Source organism: Actinomyces sp. ICM47, from assembly GCF_905369875.1.
GTDB lineage: Bacteria > Actinomycetota > Actinomycetes > Actinomycetales > Actinomycetaceae > Pauljensenia.
Genome location: NZ_CAJPJE010000046.1, coordinates 1 through 18,403, shown reverse-complemented (window position 1 = coordinate 18,403; position 18,403 = coordinate 1). Strand labels below are relative to the sequence as shown.

The window sequence follows — 18,403 nt, the reverse complement described above, 5'->3', positions numbered from 1 at the left end:
GTCCGGGCTGAAGATCGACGCCTTCCGCTCCTCGGGACCCGGCGGTCAGACCGTCAACACGACGGACTCGGCCGTGCGTATGACCCACATCCCGACGGGCATCGTCGTGTCCATGCAGGATGAGAAGTCCCAGATCCAGAACCGTGCGGCCGCCCTGCGGGTCCTGCAGTCCCGCCTCCTCGTGCTGCGCCACGAGGAAGAACAAGCAAAGAAAAAGGAACTTGCCGGCGACGTCAAGGCCTCGTGGGGCGACCAGATGCGCTCCTACGTGCTCCAGCCCTACCAGATGGTGAAGGACCTGCGCACCGAGTTCGAATCCGGCAACCCCCAGTCCGTGTTTGACGGAGACATTGACGGCTTCATCAACGCTGGCATTCGCTGGCGCAAGAACGAGCAGAAAGCTGCTCAGGACTGAGCATCGCCCATACGCGCAACCCGGCCCCGGCCTCGTCAATCCATGAACGAGGCTGGGGCCGCCCGCATCCCCGAACTGGCGCGGGTGGCGCTGAACAAACCACACCGCCGGTTTTCCGCGTGTCGCAGCCGGGTCGTGACCCCATCGTTACCTAATCTGACAGAGACTATTGACCCCGATCGGACGGTCCCATGATTCGTTTTGATGATGTCACCATGGTGTACACGCCAGGTGCCCAGCCCGCGCTGGACCACGTCTCGCTGGAGGTGGAACGCGAAGAATTCGTTTTCCTCGTCGGCAAGTCGGGTTCCGGCAAGTCCACCTTCCTCCAGCTCGTCATGCGCGAGATGAAAGCAACCAGCGGCAAGGTGTGGGTGCTCGGCAAGGACGTATCCAAGCTGTCCACGTGGGCAGTGCCGAAACTGCGCCGTCAGATCGGCACGGTTTTCCAGGACTTCCGCCTGCTGCCCTCCAAGACCGTGTACGAGAACGTCGCGCTGGCCATGCAGGTGATCGGTAAGCCTCGTCACGCCATCGAGACCTCCGTCCCCGACGCCCTGGACCTCGTGGGCCTGTCGGGTAAGGAATCGCGCCTGCCGCACGAACTCTCCGGCGGTGAGGAACAGCGCGTGGCCATCGCCCGTGCCATGGTGAACCGTCCCGAGCTGCTGCTCGCGGACGAGCCCACCGGCAACCTCGACCCCGAGACGTCGCTGGGCATCATGCGCCTGCTCGACCGAATCAACCGCACGGGCACGACCGTCGTCATGGCGACCCACGACGCCACCATTGTTAACCAGATGCGCAAGCGCGTCATCGAACTCGAGGCCGGCGACGTTATCCGCGACCAGAACCGTGGCGTCTACGGGGCCGGGAGGTAAAGAGAGTGAAGCTTCGTTTTATTTTCTCCGAGGTCGGCAAAGGCCTGTCGCGTAACCGCGCGATGAGCGTGGCCGTCATCCTCGTGACCTTCGTGTCCCTGCTGTTCGTCGGCATCGCGGGCCTGACCCAGATGCAGGTGTCCAAGATGAAGTCGGAGTGGTACGACAAGATCGAGGTCACGGTCTACATGTGCGCGATCAACGACGCCGCCCCGAACTGCAACGCGACCGAGGCGACCGAAGCACAGATCGATGCCGTGCGCCAGAAGCTGGCCTCCTCCGAGATGACGCCCTACGTGGCAACCGTCTACGAGGAGACCAAGGAAGAGGCATACGAGAACTTCAAGCGCCTCAACGGCAACGACGCACTGACGCAGTGGACCACGCCGGACATGCTCCAGTTCGCGTTCCGTATCAAGCTGGTCAACCCCGAGCAATACTCGGTGGTCAAGGAAGAGTTTTCCGGGACCGCCGGCGTTTCCGAGGTCCGCGACCAGCGTGAGGTCGTCGAACCCCTGTTCCGCGTGTTGGGTGCCGCCCGCACAGCCGCCCTGGGACTCGGTGCAATCATGGTCGTCGCCGCGATCCTGCTGATCTCGACGACGATCCGCCTGAGCGCGATGAGCCGCGAGCAGGAAACCCAGATTATGCGCTACGTGGGTGCTTCGAACCTGTTCATTCAGGCACCCTTCATGATCGAGGGTGCGCTGGCCGCACTGGTGGGCGCAGCCTTCGCAATCGGCACCCTGTTCGCGGGCGTGCACTTCGTCGTCCAGGGGTGGATGGCTCCCGCCTTCAAGTGGACGAACTTTATTGGTATGGGCGAGGTGGCAATCATGACGCCGATCCTCGTCCTGGCCGCGGTGGCGCTGGCGATTATTGCGTCGGCTTTCTCGTTGGCCAAGTACACGAAGGCGTGAGTCTCATGTTCCGTTTTCTTCGTCGTCCCCGTCGCGGCGTGGTCCGCGCAGGTGCCCTGGCCCTCGCGTTCGCGTCATTCATCGCGATGAGTCAGACGCTGCCCGCGCGCGCGGACGACGACCGTGACGCAGCTGCGAACGCGGCCGCGGAGGCGCAGGCGACGGTCAACGCCCTGCAGTCTCAACTCGAGGGTATCGACGCATCGCTGGCGCAGGTCTATATCGACCTGCAGAACCTCAATGCTCAGATCCCGGAAGCTCAGACCGCCTACGACAACGCAGTGGCCGACTACGACAAGAAGTCTCGCGAACACACGACGATCCTGGGTGAGCTGAGTGCCGCGAAGGGCGAGCAGACCCGCATCGACGATTCGCTGAACGACGCAACCACGCAGGCTGACGATTCGCAGCGCGCGATCGCCGACCTGGTGCGCCGCAAGTACCGCGATGGCAACGTCGATCCGGTCGCGGTGGCCCTGACCTCGGGCGGCACCGAGTCCATCACAGAGCGTGCCGCAGCGGCCGACATGGCACTGCGCACGGAGAACCAAACCATGACCTCGGCCCTGGACGTGTCCTCGTCCCAGCGCACCCAGTCCACGCGCCAGGGTGCGATCACGGATCGTATCGCTGACCTCGAGGAGAAGGCCGCTCAGGCGGAAGCGGACGCGCAGACCGCGAAGGACGACGCTGACGCGAAGCTCACCGAGCTCAACGACCTGAAGGATCAGGCATCCGCCAAGCAAACCGAATGGGACGCTCAGAAGGGCCAGGTCCAGGCCTCCCTCGACCAGGCTGAGGCCGACTACCAGGCGCGCAGCGATGAACTGGCGGCCATCGATGCGGCGAACCAGTCCACGGGCGTGTCCTACACGTCGTCCTCGGGCTTCCGTAGCCCGCTCGACATCCCGATCGTCGTCACCAGCCCCTTCGGTATGCGCTACCACCCGGTGCTGGGCATCATGAAGGGGCACTCGGGCACGGACATGGCGGCCGACTGCGGCACGATCATCCACGCTGTTGCATCGGGCTACGTCAACGCGGTGTCCGCTGACGTGTCGGCGGGCAACTACGTGGACATCAACCACGGCATTGTCGGCGGCAACTCAGTCATCACGGAATACCTGCACATGCAGGCCCAGTACGTGTCCCCCGGACAGTACGTGAACGCGGGCGACGCGCTGGGCGAGGTTGGCTCGACCGGCTACGCGACGGGCTGCCACCTGCATTTCGGTGTTCTTGAGAACGGAAACTATGTTGAACCGATGGATTACCTGTAATCCGGGTTAGGATAGACCCTCGTAGCGTTTTCGCTGCGGGGGTCTTTCCTGTGTGAGCAGGGAAACGAGTCTGGAGGGAGGCAGGTCATGCCCAAGGAATGGAAGAAGCCCAAGCCTACGGAGGGGCAGCGTGCCAAGGCTGCCTCCGACGCGAAGAAGACGATTGCCCGTAACAAGAAGGCGCGCCACGACTACACGATTGAGGACACCTGGGAGGCCGGTCTGGCTCTCATGGGGACCGAGGTGAAGGCACTGCGGATGGGGCGCGCCTCGCTCGTGGACGCGTGGGTGGAAATCAATGGGGGAGAGGCATGGCTGTACGGTGCCAACATCCCCCTGTATTCGCAGGGCTCGTGGACGAACCACGCGCCCACGCGCAAGCGCAAGCTGCTGCTGCACCGAGCTGAGATCGACCGTATGCAAGACCGTGTGGCCGCGAAGGGCTACACGATTGTGCCCCTGGAGCTGTACTTCATTGGCGGGCGCGTCAAGGTTGAGGTCGCCCTGGCTAAGGGCAAGCAGGAGTGGGATAAGCGCCAGGCGCTGCGCGAGAAGCAGGATCAGCGCGAGGCCGAGCGCGCGATGCGTCGCTATGTGAAGCAGGCCCGCCGGTAACGGAAAGAAGGCGACCCTGTGCGAGGTTCCGTCAGGATTTTTCGTCGTGATTTTCTCAGGCTGGTTACCGTCCCAGCCGCTTGGATCGTCATCATTGGTATGGCGTTCGTCCCCGCGCTTTATGCGTGGTTCAACATTGTGGGGTTCTGGGACCCTTACGCTCATACGTCGCAGATCCGCGTGGCTGTGGCCAACGAGGACGAGGGGGCGACGAAGGACGGACTGGGCACCGTCAACGTTGGCGCTTTGCTGTCGAATCAGCTGCGGCAGAATGACCAGCTGGGCTGGCACTTCGTGAGCGCGGACGAGGCTCGCTCTGAGGTCGAGCGCGGCGAGTCCTACGCCGCTTTCGTCATCCCGGCCTCGTTCTCCTCTGATCTGACGGGCATCGTTGACGGCACGTACGTCAAGCCGAACATCCAGTATTACGTCAACGAGAAGAATAGCGCGGTGGCCCCGAAGATTACGGGGGCGGGTGCGACGGCGCTGGATCGGAAGATCAATGCGACGTTCGTGTCCACCGTCGCAAAAGTGCTGTCCGAAAAGGCGTCCGAGGCCGGGGTCGGCATCGCGGATCAGGCTGACACTGCGCGTGCGGACCTGGTGGCCTCGCTTGGGGAGGCTTCGACGAAGGCACAGAACGTGTCGGACACCCTGTCGGGCATGGGGGAGACGATTGATTCCGCGAAGGGCTCTGTCGCCTCGGCTCGTACGACGCTGGGTGACCTCGATACTGCTGCGGGTGATCTGTCGGCCTCACTGGACACGGCCGACGCACTCGTCACCGACGCTCGCACGTCGCTCGCTGATTTCTCTGGCGACATGGGGTCGGTCCTGGATGGGCTATCGACCAATACCTCGGACGCGCTGGCTGACCTGTCGACAGACGCGGGCAGCCTCGACGGTGCCGTGCAGGGGGCGACGGGCAGGCTTGATGGTCTGCTCGTCGAAGGCAACTCGATCAACACGACGGTTGGCACGATCCTCAGTGATCTGGATACGGCGGGTGTCGGGAATCTGTCTGGCGCGGGTACGGCCCTGACGGATCTGACGAACAACAACACGTCGCTGTCGACTGCGATTACCGACCTGACGACTCTAAACACGGACCTGTCCGCGTCCTCGACGTCGATTTCCACGGCTCTCACGTCCGCGTCGACCGCTGCCAACTCCGTGCAGACGGCTGTGTCGAACGCGCGAACGGGCGTGAGCGGCCAGGTTCCTACACTCTCGACGGCCATCGACGATTTTTCGAGCGCTTCCTCGTCGATGCGTTCGTCGCTCGATACTCTGCGCGGCCAGCGTGACCAGGTGTCGACGCTGCTCGATCAGTTGGATTCGTTGCTCGACGACGTGAAGACTGCCACATCGAACAGCGCGACTAACGTGGGCACCATCAAGACGGACCTGGATAGCGTGTCCACGGACGTCTCGTCGATCGCGTCGTCGAACACGCTGCGTGACCTGGCGACCTCGCTGGGGACCAACGCGGAATCGGTTGCTTCCTTCATGGCGTCGCCGACCTCGATCCAGACGCAGACGGTGTTCCCGGTCGCCTCCTACGGGTCGGCTATGGCACCCCTGTTTACGAACCTGGCGCTGTGGATCGGCGCGTTCTCCCTCGTTCTTCTCCTCAAGCTCGATGTCGACGAGGACGGGATAGGCCCCGCCTCCTCGGCCACCAAGTACGTGGGCCGGTGGATGCTGCTCGCTTTCTTCGGTGTCATCCAGGCGCTCGTCGTGTCGATCGGTGACCTGATCATTGGCGTGCAGACCGTCTCTCGCCCGACTTTCGTGGGGACGTCGATCATTATTTCGATGGTCTACGTGTCTATCGTCTACATGCTCGCGACGTGCTTCCAGCACATCGGCAAAGGCCTGTGCGTCGTCATCATGGTCATGCAGATTCCCGGCTCTGCCGGCCTGTACCCGATTGAGATGCTGCCGTCCTTCTTCCGTTTCTTGCATCCGGTGCTCCCTTTCACATATGGGATTAAAGCGATGCGCGAGACGGTGGGCGGTTTCTACAGGCACGAGTACCTCTTGGCCCTGGGGGCGCTCGGCGTTCACGCGCTGGTCGCATTCGTCATTGGGCTGGCGCTGCGCCCCTTCCTGGTCAACCTCAACGCGATGATCACGCGCGACCTAGCGTCCTCGGGCCTGTTCGTGGCCGAGGCGACGCGTGTGCCCTCCAACCGCTACCGCCTGACTCAGATCGTGGCGGCCCTGGCTGACCATGAGGGCTTCCAGCGTTCGGTGTCGGCGCGTGCCGCCCGCTTCGAGCGCCGCTACCCGCGCATGAGGCGCGGTGCCATCGTGCTGGGTGTGCTCGTGCCCGCTGCTCTCGCGGTCCTGTCGGTCACGAACGCCGCCGAAGTGCCGGTTGTGCTGGGTGCGTGGATTGTGTGGGTCCTGGCTGTCATCACGTTCCTGATCGGCTTGCAGTACCTGCGTGAGGCTCTCGAGCGCCAGCAGCTGCTCGGTGCCATGGAAGAGAGCGACGTGCGTTCACTCCTGACTCGCCGCGTCAAGGGTGCTCGCTCGCGAATCGCGCTCAGCGCAGCCGCCGTGAGCGCGTCGATCTCCTCTGCCCTGGCGGCGTCGCTCGCACAGTACGACGCCGAGCACGCTTCCGAGGAGACCGAGGACGAGGAGGATACGAAGTGAGAACCATCTGGGCTATCTACCGCGCGGACCTGCGCCGGGCGCGCCGCTCGCTCATCGCCCTTGTCGTGATCTTCGGACTCGTCGTCATTCCCTCGCTATTCACGTGGTTCAACGTCGCGGCGTCCTGGGATCCTTTCGGCAACACGCGCTCCCTGCGTATCGCTATTGCGAACACGGATGCGGGCTACAAGTCCGATCTGGTGCCACTGCACATCAACATCGGTGACCAGGTCGTCTCTGCTCTGCGCAAGAACGATAAATTCGACTGGGTGATTGCCTCGGAGGAGGCGGCGGTCGAAGGGACACGCTCGGGTGACTACTACGCGGCCATTGTCATCCCCGAAGATTTTTCGAAGGACATGCTGACGTTCTTCGATGGGGAGGCTTCGAGCGCGCCCATGACGTACTACGTCAACGAAAAGAAGAACGGAATTAGCCCGAAGCTCGCAGGTCAGGGAGCCGAGTTCGTCAGTGCTCAGGTGAACCAGACCTTCGCACAGACTCTCGCCGAGGTTGCGCTGGATACGGCCTCGTCGATGGGGGACGCACTGTCCTCGACGACCGCGACGGGTGCCGTCACCATGCTCGACAACCGCGTGCAGTCAGTGGCCACGCGCCTGCGTACCGCCGCCGACAGCGCGGACGCGTACGCGGCGCTGGCCAGTTCTTCGCTCACACTCATCGATTCGACGACGACGCTCGTATCCGGTGTGGGGACCGCGAAGTCCTCCGCGCAGTCAGCCGTCGGCAGCGCCGACTCTGGAGCGACGGGGCTGACCGCCGCAGCCACCGGTGCGATTGCCTCCGTGTCCAGCGCCATCGACTCATCCAAGACGGAGCTGAACACGCTGTCCACCTCCGTGGAGAACGTGTATTCGACGGCGTCGACCAGCGCAACCGACGCCTCAGCGTCGCTGCGTTCGCAGGCCGACGTCCTGGATTCGCACGCGACCACCTACGAGAACATCAAGAAGACGCTCAAAAACTTGCCAGGCTCGCCCGTGTCCCAATCCTCCCTGGACACGCTGCAAAGCGCGGCCGACCGGCTGCGCACCCTGGCGACCAACCTGCGTGACGCTGCGACCGACCTCGATACGAAGACCACGGACGCGCAAACCAATCACGACAACATCACCGCCCTGATTGCCGACGCAAACCAGGCTGTCGACGACCTGTCAGCCGACTACGACAATGATCTAAAGCCGAAGCTCGACTCCCTGGCCTCGACCCTGTCGTCAGCGCAAACCTCCCTGTCCTCCGCGCGTTCTAGCTTGTCCTCCTCGGTCTCCACGGCCTCGGATGGCGGCGACAGTGTGCGTGAAAAGCTCACAAGCTTGCATGACAATCTGACGTCGGCGGCTTCGGATATGCGCGATTCCGCCGGGAAAATGGATTCGCTGCACACCTCCATCAAGGAGGCCCAGGATAGCGGCGATCTGACGACCCTGAAGGACATCATCGGGAACAATCCTGAGGCGTTGGCCGCTGCCATCGCCGCCCCCGTCGGCGTTGAAACGATCCGTGTCTATCCGGTGGCGAACTTCGGTTCCCAGATGGCACCAATGTATACGATTTTAGCCCTGTGGGTGGGGTCCGTTCTCATGGCTGTGTCCATCCGCTCCGACGTGTCCGACGACAATGTTGCTGATGGCTTGGCCGAGGACGATCCACTGCGCGCGACGTTGACCGCTTCACCGATCCGCCTGCCTGCCGGGTACCTGGGACGCTACCTGATTTTCGGGACGATTGCGCTCGCTCAGGCGACTCTGCTGGGGCTGGGTGACCTGTATTTCCTGAAAGTTCAGCACAACCACCCCCTGGAGTTCATGGGCACCCTGTGGCTGACGGCGGTGGTGTTCTCGTTCTTGCTCTACACGCTGATCGCGACGTTCGGGAATGCGGGCAAGGCCCTGGGGGTGCTCCTGCTCGTCCTACAGATCTCGGGAGCCGGGGGAGCGTTCCCGCTGGCGATTTTGCCGCCCTTCTTCTCGTCTGTGTCCCCGTTCCTGCCGGCCACCCACGCGATCACGGCGCTGCGTGCGTCGATCGCCGGATACTCGGGCCACGAGTATGGGGATGCTATGCGGTTCCTGGCCTCCTTCATTCTGTTCGCGGCGTTCCTTGGGCTGGCTTTGCGCCCACTACTGGTGCGCGGCAATCGGCGGATGGTGGCCAAGCTGGAGTCCACGAAGCTCCTGTAGGACAGCGGTGCTCGTAGGGACGAGGCTTGCGCGTGTTCGCGGGGGCCTCTTTCCTCATGCGATGTGTTTCTGTCTTGACGGCGCACGAGGGTCGGTTGTATACTGACGTGTTCGACGGTCTGCGGCTTCGCGGGGCGTCGGGGAGTTGAAAACTCAAAAGGGGATGATCGGTTTCGACAGTGGTCGTCGATCGAAGTGAAGCGAGCCGAGAATGTACGCTCAACTCGTAAACGATGCGTGCAAACCAATAGGTGCCGAACAGAATCGCACCGACTACGTTCTCGCTGCCTGATATCGCAGCCTGAACCTTTAGTCCGTCAGCCCGGGAGTTGCTTCCGGCCCGGTGTCTGGCGTCGTCTAGGGAGCCACTGGGTGCCGCCCATGTTGGTGGGGCGGCTCCGACACTCAATCAACTGAGCCCATCCGGCGGTGAGTCTACGCAATGCCGGGGGCCGAGAAATAAAACCGTAGACTGCGCTCGGAGAAGAATTCGGGGCCGGCTATTGGACGGGGGTTCGATTCCCCCCATCTCCAGTCGCCGATTACATTGAGGCGTCGACGTGTGAGGACTTCATCGAGGTGATTCGCATCGGCCGATGCTGCGGGAACGCCCCTCCTCGTCCTTGGCGGCGCGGTCGAGGGCTGGCTCGTCTCGGGAAGTGTGCCCGAGACGAGCCTCGCCTGCGGGAAGTGAAGGTGGGGTCGGGTGGGCGTTCTTCGGAGCGAGGGTACTCTTGGGCAGAGGACGCTCTCGGACCGGGAGGCTGTCCGTGAGCCGAGTTTACCTCCGATGGAATCGGCTCTTGCCAACCGGGTATGGCCGACTGCTCGGTGCGTGTGAAGGGGCGGACTTTCTGGAGTGGCCAGGGTGCTTCGGGGGTGAGGTTTTCCATGACAGGGCGCGTTCTTACCAGTTTGCCCCGGATCGTTGAGGCCATTCGACTCGCGCCGTTGTCTGAACACCCCTCGCGGGGAACGGTGGGCGCGCCGCCTTAGCTCAGTCGGCAGAGCGATTCACTCGTAATGAATAGGTCGTGGGTTCGATTCCCACAGGTGGATCCACTTGAACGCTCAGTTTGATGCAAAATTTTAACGTATCTGGCGGTTGCGAAGGGTATTCAGCTACGCAGGTGCAGGCAGAAAAGCTAGCCTATAAAGTGTTCAAAGTAATGTATATTAATGCTACTGTGCGTACAGAGTAATATTCACTGCGCTTTTCGAGGTGATTGAGATGGCTAATGTTTCTTTTCGGACAGATGATGAGACGAAAGCTCAGGCCGCGGAGTTGTTCTGTGACCTCGGGTTAGATATGAGCACTGCGATCAATATGTTTTTGAGGCAGTCGATTGTCAGTAACGGTATCCCGTTCACGCCACGCCGCGAGAGTCCAACTAATGCCTTGTCGAGAGCTGAAGTTGAGTCTCGCTCTGGTGCTTCGTTTCGAAATGTCGCTGAGCTGATGGAAGACCTCAATGAAGCTGACTAGCGTCTTTCGCACAAATCAGTTCAAGCGTGATGCCAAGGCTCTTTTCAAAAAGCATTACGACGCTGCAAAGCTGGCGGATGCTATCGAAGCTCTTATGCGGCAAAACCGTGAAGAGCTACGCACCTGCTATCGCGGCCATGCATTGCAGGGAAACTGGAAAGGATACCGAGAAATTCACCTTGAAGGTGACTGTCTACTGATCTACCGCGTGAAACATAGCGAGTTGCTTCTTGTGCTCACTCGAACTGGCTCTCACGATGATTTGTTCTAGGCGTTCCTGCAAGTGCAGATCGATTAACGAGAGAATCTTCCTGTCAAGAAACATTCTTCACCGCTTCTCTTGCTATGGATGCAGTTTCTGACATGCATAATGAACCTTATCCAGAGGTTAAAATGAGTGCGAACACAAGTATTCCTGACATGCAGTATTCACGTTTTTCTGTCTATTGATTAGCGTCAATCTCAACGCTAATTCCAGAACGGCGCCGCGGGATTTATGTTCTCGAATTTTCTAACGGCGAGTTTTACGTCGGAAAGGCGCAAAATGTGGTGAGGCGATTTGCGCAACACAAGCATGGTCGCACTAACCACGATGAAGCCTGGAAAGATATTGAGAAATTATGGTTTATGCCAGTGTCCAAGAACAAGGATTTTACTCAGATCGAAAGTGATGAGATTTGTAGATTTCGGGCATCCGGCAAACGTTTAAGAAATCGCGCTCTGAATCTTGGCCACAGTCAACCTTCTAGTCTCGACGCAGTAATACCAGTTGAAGATCAGCAGTCGTGGGTGCTTGGGAATGGACCATACAATTTGCATGGCGCCCGAGAGGGGCTTCTCGATTTTGATAAGAAGCCATCAAAATTCTTTAGACAGATTCCTCATGAATGCCGCGATTTAGTTCTTTCTGATTTGGCCTTTGCCTTAACAAAGCTACTCCCCGATGCTGTTGAACTTGAGGGGAGATATTGGACGATCTCAGATTGCCCGGGGACTGGAGGCGGACGTTGGGTGACCTTGAATACGGGATACCTTGAGTTCATGTATTTCCCGAAGACAATTCCGTGGCTGTACGGCGAGCCATTGTCGAGGCTTGCATACATCAATACGCCCGCCGGAACACTTTTAGATGTGAGGTTTTCCGAAGGAGCTTGGGCTGATTCTTCGGACATTTTTGATGTGCCTGAGGAGGTTGAACAATTCTCAGTGGTGCGAAGAACATCATACTCTTCAACAGATGCAGACGCGGTATTGTTCTGTGTCGGTAATCTTGAAAATTGTGCAGCTTATTTACGGACATCTTAAATGGTGCTAGGGAATTTGCGTTGTAAGCTATGCGCCAAAACGCTTCAGGAATGTTCGCGAAAAACCACTCTCCTCTAGTCAGAGAAATCTACCAATTCTCCCTTGCGATGGGCGTGGAATTGATGCTGATTGACTGCTCTAGCATCTCGCCTGCTTTAGATTAACTAGTCAATGGCTCAAGTGATGTAGATGTAACAACTAGTTTTAAAAATTGTTCCTTTTCCTAGCAAAGCTGGTTTTCGTAGTTTTGCGCTTACTTGCCTGAATTCATGTCCACCGGGAGTCAATTATCGAATTAAGGTTATCTGCAAATCGTGGAACGTATTGGTTAAGCAAGCCGTCGTAGGCGGCTGAAGGTTCCATCAGAATCAGCTTCAAAGATCAAGCCTGATCCAGAAAACGCACCTGTAGCTTGCACCCACGCCACCGGTTTGAACTGTCCTGGGTTTTGTTCCTAGGCGTTTACCTTGTTTTCTATTATTGCTTGTTGGAGGCAGTGTTCGTTCCACCATGGCGGGATCCGTCTTGGTATTTGGGGTTGTAGCCGATGACGCCCGCGCATGACCTTCTCGGACGGTTCGCCCGCAAGAACGCGTACAGTTCCTCGTAAGCCTCAGACTCATCAGGTCGATGAGCTGCCTGTTTTCCAAAGGGGCCTGCGGACGGAGCGCCGATGGAGCCGAGACAGTGTGCGCATTTGCGGGTTCGGGAGGAGGCACCGGGCTGTGGTGCTCGCTGGCGCCTCTCGCGACTCCTGAGCGGCTCGGTTGGCACCTCATTCGCTATGACGGCACATGCTTTTTCTTTGGGGTGCCGATGGAGCGGTTGCGATGTTGGAGGACGTTGCCCACGGCCACTACGGGACGGGCTTAATTTCACGCGCGACGGCTGAAATGCTTCGGGAGAAGCACGTCCGAAGGAGAGCCGGTGTTGCTTGGGGAACACGGAGGCTGGTGGAGGCTTTGCCAGTGCCAAAGTCAGAGTCAGCGCCAAAGTCAGACTCAAAGTCAAACTCGGCGCCAGCGTCAAGTTCGCCAGCGGCTCGTTCGGATGAAGAAGTAGACAGAGGCGCAAACGAAGAAGTAGACGACGAAGCGACGGCTCGAACCGGGAAGGTCCGGGCCGCCGCTCGGCGCTCACATTTCACTCAGTCACGGGCTGGGTAGCTGATCCGGGAGACGTGTCAGCGAACTCTACTTGCGCAGCCGTTTACCGCCTGCGCAGGAGAAGCGCCCAGGCGCCCGCCCCGACGAGTCCGCTACCACCGATCCCTACGAGGATCCACTGCCACCAGTTCGAGCCGCTCCCGTACGAGGCGGAACCGCGCTCAGGATTGAGCAGGGCGCTCACGGGGGTAGCGGGCTTGGTGAGCGCCCGCGTCGTGGGCGCTCCTGACTGTGAGGAGTCCGCGAAGTCCAGACCCGCGACGCCGCTCGACTGGGAGTCGTCGGCGCTGGAAGCGCCCGATACGCCGGAGTCGGAGCTCGTTGACCCCGCGCCAGTCGCCGAGTTTGACGACACTAGCGAGCCGGATACGGTCGACCCACCGGTTACCGGGGTTCCGGTCTGCCCGGCACCCTCGGCGAGGCGCGCGGCGGCCGCGGTCGGGTTCCCGATCGGCGAGGCCGGGGCGCTCGCACTTGCTGAGGGGGAGCCCGTGGACGGTGATCCGGTTGACGGGGAGGTGCCCGGAGCGGGCGCGGGCTGGCCGGGCCGCTGCGCACCGTTGTTCGGGTTCGGCTCAGGCGAGGGGTTCGGCTCAGGCGAGGGGTTCGGCTCAGCGCCCCTCTTGATGGCGTCGTCGCCGACGAGGAAGATCACATGGAGGGTCTTCTCGATGGTGGAGCCGTCAGCGAGGTGCGCGGTGTAGACAAAGTCGGTCGAGTAGCGCCCGGGCTTCGTGAAGTAGAAGGCCTGGTGGTCGTGTGATCCAAAGAGGTAGCGGAGGACTATGTCGGGCTTCATCGAGTCGAGTCGGGGCGTGAATCCCTCGAAGAGGGAGGAGAAACCGGTGACGAGGCGACCGGGGCCGGTGAAGTTCCTCATCGCGACCTCGACGCCCTTGCTTGAGAGCTGCGAGTAGTCGACCCGCTGGGTTGAGAAGCCGACCCAGGGGATGCCCTCGAGCTGGGTCTCGGGCAGACTCCACACACCTTCGGGTGCCGCAGCGGCGAGTTCGCTGTAGCCCTTCGCGCCGGCGGGGATCTTCGCGTGCGTCGAGTCGGGGACGGCGTAGGCGAAGGTTCCGGAGGCGCGGTGGACGGGGTGGCGCGGGTCGGCGGTGTCGTCGACGAAGACCTCCGCCTTCCCGTCCTTCAGGGACATCGCCTGATCCATGTGACCTTCGGTGATGATGTGGATCGCCGAGTCGCCGGGACGGGAAGGGGCGGACGGGTTGGCAGGATCGGGTATCGAGGGATTGCCGGGCTGAACGCCACCGCTCGGTGGCGCATCGGCATCCGGATCCGCAGGGTTTGGAGAGGGTGAGGGTGCCTCGCCGTTGTTCTCCGCGGTGATCGCGCGCAGCGCCGAGATCGCGGCGTCGCCGACGACGAAGTGAGCGGAGCGGGACTTGTAGGAGAAGTTCCCGTCCTTGTCGCGCGTCTCGATGTTGAAACCGACGGCGTAGACGCCTGGCTTCGTGAAGACGTGGGCGAGGGGAACTGCGGCTGCATCGACGGTGAAGCCGCGGTTGGGGTCGCGCGTCGTATCGAGGGTGACGTTCATCGCCCCGTCGGTGACGGTCCCCGCGATGTAGCGGCTGCCCTTGGGGCCGTCGAAGGTGTCGATGGAGTAAACGGCTGGCCCGGAGCGCAGATCGGCGGGCATTTGGGTGAAGTCGAATCCGAGCGATCCGTGCTCACCGGAGGCAGGCAGGACCCAGCGGTCGCCGTCGGCGGTCGTCTGCTTGAGTGAGTCGGGGATTTCGAGGATCGGTTCCCCGGGGATCGACTTGCCGTTCGCGTTCACCTCGAGGGTCACCCGCTTGATCGGCACGCCAGCCCGCACATCGTCTTTGAAGGTCCCCTTGTAGACGTAGTGGGAGGGGGAGGAGGGTGAGGCTGGCGCCTTCGCAGTAGAGCCGAAGAGCGCTTCGATCTGCTTACGGGCCTCGGCCTGGGTGAAGGGGGGCTCGGGCTCGGCGGGCGTCTCCTCGGTGGAGAGTTCGCCGGAAGCGATCATCTTCTCCTTCATCTGCTCGGCAGTCGTTCCGATCGGAGTGAGGGAGGTTGTGGTGCCTTCGGGCAGACCGACCTCGTCATCGGAGCCGACGAGCCACGTGATGGTCGAGGGCAAGGAATTAACGGCTCTCTGGGACCAGGTGGACGTGTAGGAGGCAACCATGTCGAGCCGGTAGACGCCCGCTTTCGAGAAGGTCCAGTTCCAGTGGCCGTGGGAGCCAGCCTGGAGGGAGAGCGGCGCGAGCGAGGGGTCGGAAGAGAGCCCTCGACTCAGGGAGTTCGTGCCGATGGTGCGCCACACCTCGACGGCTCCGGGCCCGGAGGAATTTGCGATCGAGAGCTTCACCTCGTCAAGAAGGATCCCCTCGGGCTGGGCGACCTCGTGCGCCGTGTCGAAGGCACCGATGCCAGCCCAGACGGGACGCCAGTTGTCGATCTGCTCCTGGGGGGCACGCCAGACAATGTCGCCGGGCTTGCCAATGAAGTCGAAGAGGCCGCCCGAGGGGACGACCATGCGCGAGACCTCCTGGGAGTCGGAGACACGCGCGTCGGGGGCGAGTCGGACGCAGACGGAGTTTGGGTCCTTGACGACTTTGCGCCCGTCGACAACAGTAACGGTGAAGATCTCGTCGACACGGGTGACGTAGGCGGCGTCAACATGCGCGTGGTGGAGGAGCTTGCGGCCAGCGCACACGTGGGGAACGCGGCCGTCGGGCCCAGGGGTCGCCTCCGGGTCAGCGCCGGGCGAGCCCGCAGGAACCGTGAGGTCGGCGGGCACGAGGTCCCCGTAGCCAGCCTCTCCGGGCAGGTGCTCGGGATCGTCGGGCGCTCCGGGGGACGAGGGTGCGGCCTCAGCGTTGGTCGAGCCGGAGGCGTCGGAGGCGTACTCCGTGAGAGAGGTCGTTTCTAACGGGACTGCGTGCGCCAAGGGCGCGGCGATCGTTGGCGTAGCAAAGAGCGCGAGGGTGAGGAGCGCGGTGAACAGGGCGAGGAGGGGATGAATCCCGCGGTGGGTGGCGCGCATGATGAACCTTCTGGCGATAATGAGAATGAATTGCATTATCGTACAGGGCTGTCTGCGAACCGCGCAACCTCGAGTGTGAGGTCCGGATCACGCTCGCCGCGTGTAAGGATGCGAGAAGAGTAATTGATGCCGTCGAGGGGGATGCTGTGCTCTATATGTGGGATGCCCTCAAGGCGCGCGTACGGGCGCGGATGTCGAAGACTCTGCTCGTCTACTTCGCGGTGTTCGCGGTCTTCCGTTGTGGACGCGCAACTCGGTCTGCATCGCGTAGCCACTCCTTCTCGGCCTCTACTGAGAGGTTGTCGACACCGTCCTCAACGCGGATCCGTACCGACGCGAGCGCCCTGGAACGAGAGCGCGACATCTAGACGCTCCTATTCGCCTCCTCCAGACCGAGGGGCGGGCCTACACCCACCGCTACATCTGTGAACGGCGGTTTCAAGTGGTGAGTGCAACGGCGTCGTTGTGGGGTAATTGTTCTATGGGTTTGGCGGGGGTTTTCAGTTGAATCGTTGGTGGGGTCGGGTGTTGAGTTGGCGTTGGGCTTCTTCGAAGGTCTTCGGGCGGGTAGGTGCCCAGGTCGGTGCTTTTGGGGAAGTAGTCGCGCAAAAGGCCGTTTATGTTCTTGTTGGAGCCGCGCTGCCAGGGAGAGTGCGGGTCGGCGAAGTAGACATTGATCGTTGTCTTCTTCGTCAACTCTTTGGTTTTGGCTATCTCGGCTCCCTGATCCCAGGTCAGCGTGCGCCGCAGATCCTGGGGTAGGCCGGCGATCATGTCGGTCAGAGTCTCGACGACGGTATCGGCGTCGTGCGAGAGGGGCAAAGGCCGCAACAGCAAGTACTCGGTGGTGCGTTCGACAAGAGTGATGGTCGCGCTCTTGGAGTTCTTCCTGATGATCAGATCACCATTCCTAATGGCCTGGGACGAGGTGCCCTTCGGCCTCCTCGGGCCGATCGGTGATCCTGGCGCCCTCGACCCACGACTTGCCTGACGAACGGGCAACAGTGAGCTTGGAGCGTGGTTTGCGGCTCGTGTGTCCCGAGCGCAAGGTTTTCTCTACTTTGAGTTCGTGACGCAGGCTTGCATGCCCGTGTACGTAGAGGGCCTGGTAGATGGTTTCGGCGCTGATCGTCATGCCCCCATTGTCGGGCTCGTGCATCCAGGCGGCCGCGATCTGGCAGGGGGGCCAGTGTTCGTTGAGCTTGGCAACCACGAAAGACCGGAGCTGTGGATCCTCGATCTTCAACCCTTTGGGGCGCGCCGCAAGGTGCTTGGCCTGTTCGTGGGCTCGCGCCGCCTGATACGCGCCCGGCATCCGATCCACCTCGCGTTTAACCGTCGAGGCCGACGCTCCCACCTGAGCGGCGATGGTCCGTAGTGACAGTCCTTGGGGTTGTAAGAACTCGATGAGCTGACGGGCCCCATCGTCAAGCGGGCCCCGTGCCCCTCGCCTCGGGTCAACCCCGCGACGATTCTCGGATCAGGACACCCATTCCACCCACCAACAGGGCCTGTACGAAACGTCATCCCCCAATCCTTGGCTCAGCCGCGAATCGTGCAGACCGCCACGCCCGCACGCCTGTGCACTTGACGGACCGCCACCCCCTGGACCAACAGACCGAAAACGAGATCCCGCACCTCACCAGAACGGCGAAACACCACAGCAACCACCCCACACACTCAAGGCGCTGCACCCACCACCTGAAGCCACCCAACTCAGATGACGACCCTGCTGGGACAGCTTTCGGCGCTGACCGCTTCAAGTCGCTCGCTCGATACGAACCACGTCGCGCTTGCCTACCTGATTCACGGCGCGCAAACGGCAACAGATCGGGGTGAAACCGCTGGTCAGACCCTGTCGATCGCGCAATTGGTGGACACGCTGAATACGCAGATTTTGGATGATGCGCGCTTTTCTTCGTTCATCGACGACAAGACGCGCACGGCAATCACCGGCGTTGTTCTGGATGTTTCAAGCAGTATCTCTGCCGGCAACTACGTGGACGTGAACCACGGAATGCTCGGCGGTAACTCCGTGATCACCGAATACCTGCACATGCAACGCATCTATGTTTCGCCCGGACAGTCGGTTAGTGCCGGAACAGTGCTTGGCGAGGTCGGCATGACCGGCTATGTCACCGGTTGCCACCTGCACTTCGGTGTTCTGCAGAACGGCGTGAACGTTGACCCGATGGGGTACTTGTAAGCCAATGTGGCTCGCTGATCTGATGATTGGCTGAGTCGGAAGGCGGGGACAAGCTCAGCTTGTCCCCGCCTTCCATTGATACTGGCATTTTACGGGCTCTTCGCATTTTGGGGTGTGGGGGGTGGTGTTGGCATGGGGTCGGGGCCTGCCCGATGATTGAGGTTGCGACACTTCAAACGCTGGGAGGCCCCGACATGGGTAATGGTACCTTTTCTGCTCTG

The 18,403-nt window shown here is 61.3% G+C and carries 13 protein-coding genes, 1 other RNA gene and 1 pseudogene; 12 read left to right on the top strand and 3 right to left on the bottom strand.

Annotated elements, in window-relative coordinates; translation table 11 throughout:
* The 11 genes from QZ149_RS08545 to QZ149_RS08495 form a co-directional block, all read left to right on the top strand.
* The coding region (locus QZ149_RS08545) for a peptide chain release factor-like protein (RefSeq protein WP_291450963.1) at window positions 1–415 on the top strand (415 nt) is incomplete at its 5' end.
* A 191-nt stretch (window positions 416–606) separates the two neighbouring features.
* The gene (ftsE, locus tag QZ149_RS08540) at window positions 607–1,296 is read left to right on the top strand and encodes a cell division ATP-binding protein FtsE (protein ID WP_009648381.1); all 690 of its coding nucleotides are present in this window, start codon (window positions 607–609) and stop codon (window positions 1,294–1,296) included.
* 5 nt (window positions 1,297–1,301) lie between these two features.
* The gene (gene ftsX / locus QZ149_RS08535; protein WP_009648384.1) at window positions 1,302–2,216 is read left to right on the top strand and encodes a permease-like cell division protein FtsX; all 915 of its coding nucleotides are present in this window, start codon (window positions 1,302–1,304) and stop codon (window positions 2,214–2,216) included.
* Between the two features lie 5 nt (window positions 2,217–2,221).
* Window positions 2,222–3,496: a peptidoglycan DD-metalloendopeptidase family protein gene (locus QZ149_RS08530; RefSeq protein ID WP_291450961.1), complete on the top strand. Its 1,275-nt coding sequence runs from the start codon at window positions 2,222–2,224 to the stop codon at window positions 3,494–3,496.
* Between the two features lie 87 nt (window positions 3,497–3,583).
* Complete coding sequence (smpB, locus tag QZ149_RS08525) at window positions 3,584–4,111, top strand: SsrA-binding protein SmpB (protein ID WP_009648379.1); 528 nt, start codon at window positions 3,584–3,586, stop codon at window positions 4,109–4,111.
* An 18-nt stretch (window positions 4,112–4,129) separates the two neighbouring features.
* Complete coding sequence (locus QZ149_RS08520) at window positions 4,130–6,778, top strand: YhgE/Pip domain-containing protein (RefSeq protein WP_291450960.1); 2,649 nt, start codon at window positions 4,130–4,132, stop codon at window positions 6,776–6,778.
* Window positions 6,775–8,979, top strand: a complete 2,205-nt coding sequence (locus tag QZ149_RS08515; protein ID WP_291450959.1) for a YhgE/Pip domain-containing protein — start codon at window positions 6,775–6,777, stop codon at window positions 8,977–8,979. Before QZ149_RS08520 ends, QZ149_RS08515 begins: the two co-directional genes overlap by 4 nt.
* 159 nt (window positions 8,980–9,138) lie before the next feature.
* Window positions 9,139–9,516, top strand: a transfer-messenger RNA (tmRNA) gene (gene ssrA, locus QZ149_RS08510).
* Between the two features lie 694 nt (window positions 9,517–10,210).
* Entirely contained in the window at window positions 10,211–10,465 is a 255-nt protein-coding gene (locus QZ149_RS08505) for a type II toxin-antitoxin system RelB/DinJ family antitoxin (RefSeq protein WP_291450958.1), read from the top strand.
* A complete protein-coding gene (locus QZ149_RS08500) occupies window positions 10,452–10,736 on the top strand; it encodes a type II toxin-antitoxin system YafQ family toxin (protein ID WP_291450957.1) in 285 nt (94 codons plus the stop codon). Before QZ149_RS08505 ends, QZ149_RS08500 begins: the two co-directional genes overlap by 14 nt.
* A gap of 188 nt (window positions 10,737–10,924) precedes the next feature.
* Entirely contained in the window at window positions 10,925–11,770 is an 846-nt protein-coding gene (locus QZ149_RS08495; protein WP_366488421.1) for a GIY-YIG nuclease family protein, read from the top strand.
* Window positions 11,771–12,979: 1,209 nt separating this feature from the next.
* Here QZ149_RS08495 and QZ149_RS08490 read toward each other — a convergent pair.
* From QZ149_RS08490 to QZ149_RS08480, 3 genes are all read right to left on the bottom strand, one after another.
* Window positions 12,980–15,976, bottom strand: coding sequence for a choice-of-anchor M domain-containing protein (locus QZ149_RS08490; protein WP_291450956.1), 2,997 nt, complete (start codon window positions 15,974–15,976; stop codon window positions 12,980–12,982).
* A 438-nt stretch (window positions 15,977–16,414) separates the two neighbouring features.
* Complete coding sequence (locus QZ149_RS08485; RefSeq protein ID WP_291450955.1) at window positions 16,415–16,978, bottom strand: IS30 family transposase; 564 nt, start codon at window positions 16,976–16,978, stop codon at window positions 16,415–16,417.
* Window positions 16,887–17,333, bottom strand: a complete 447-nt coding sequence (locus tag QZ149_RS08480; RefSeq protein WP_366488417.1) for a hypothetical protein — start codon at window positions 17,331–17,333, stop codon at window positions 16,887–16,889. Before QZ149_RS08480 ends, QZ149_RS08485 begins: the two co-directional genes overlap by 92 nt.
* 594 nt (window positions 17,334–17,927) lie before the next feature.
* Here QZ149_RS08480 and QZ149_RS08475 point away from each other — a divergent pair.
* Window positions 17,928–18,182, top strand: a pseudogene (locus tag QZ149_RS08475) (M23 family metallopeptidase); the annotation flags it as partial.
* Between the last annotated feature and the right edge of the window lie 221 nt (window positions 18,183–18,403).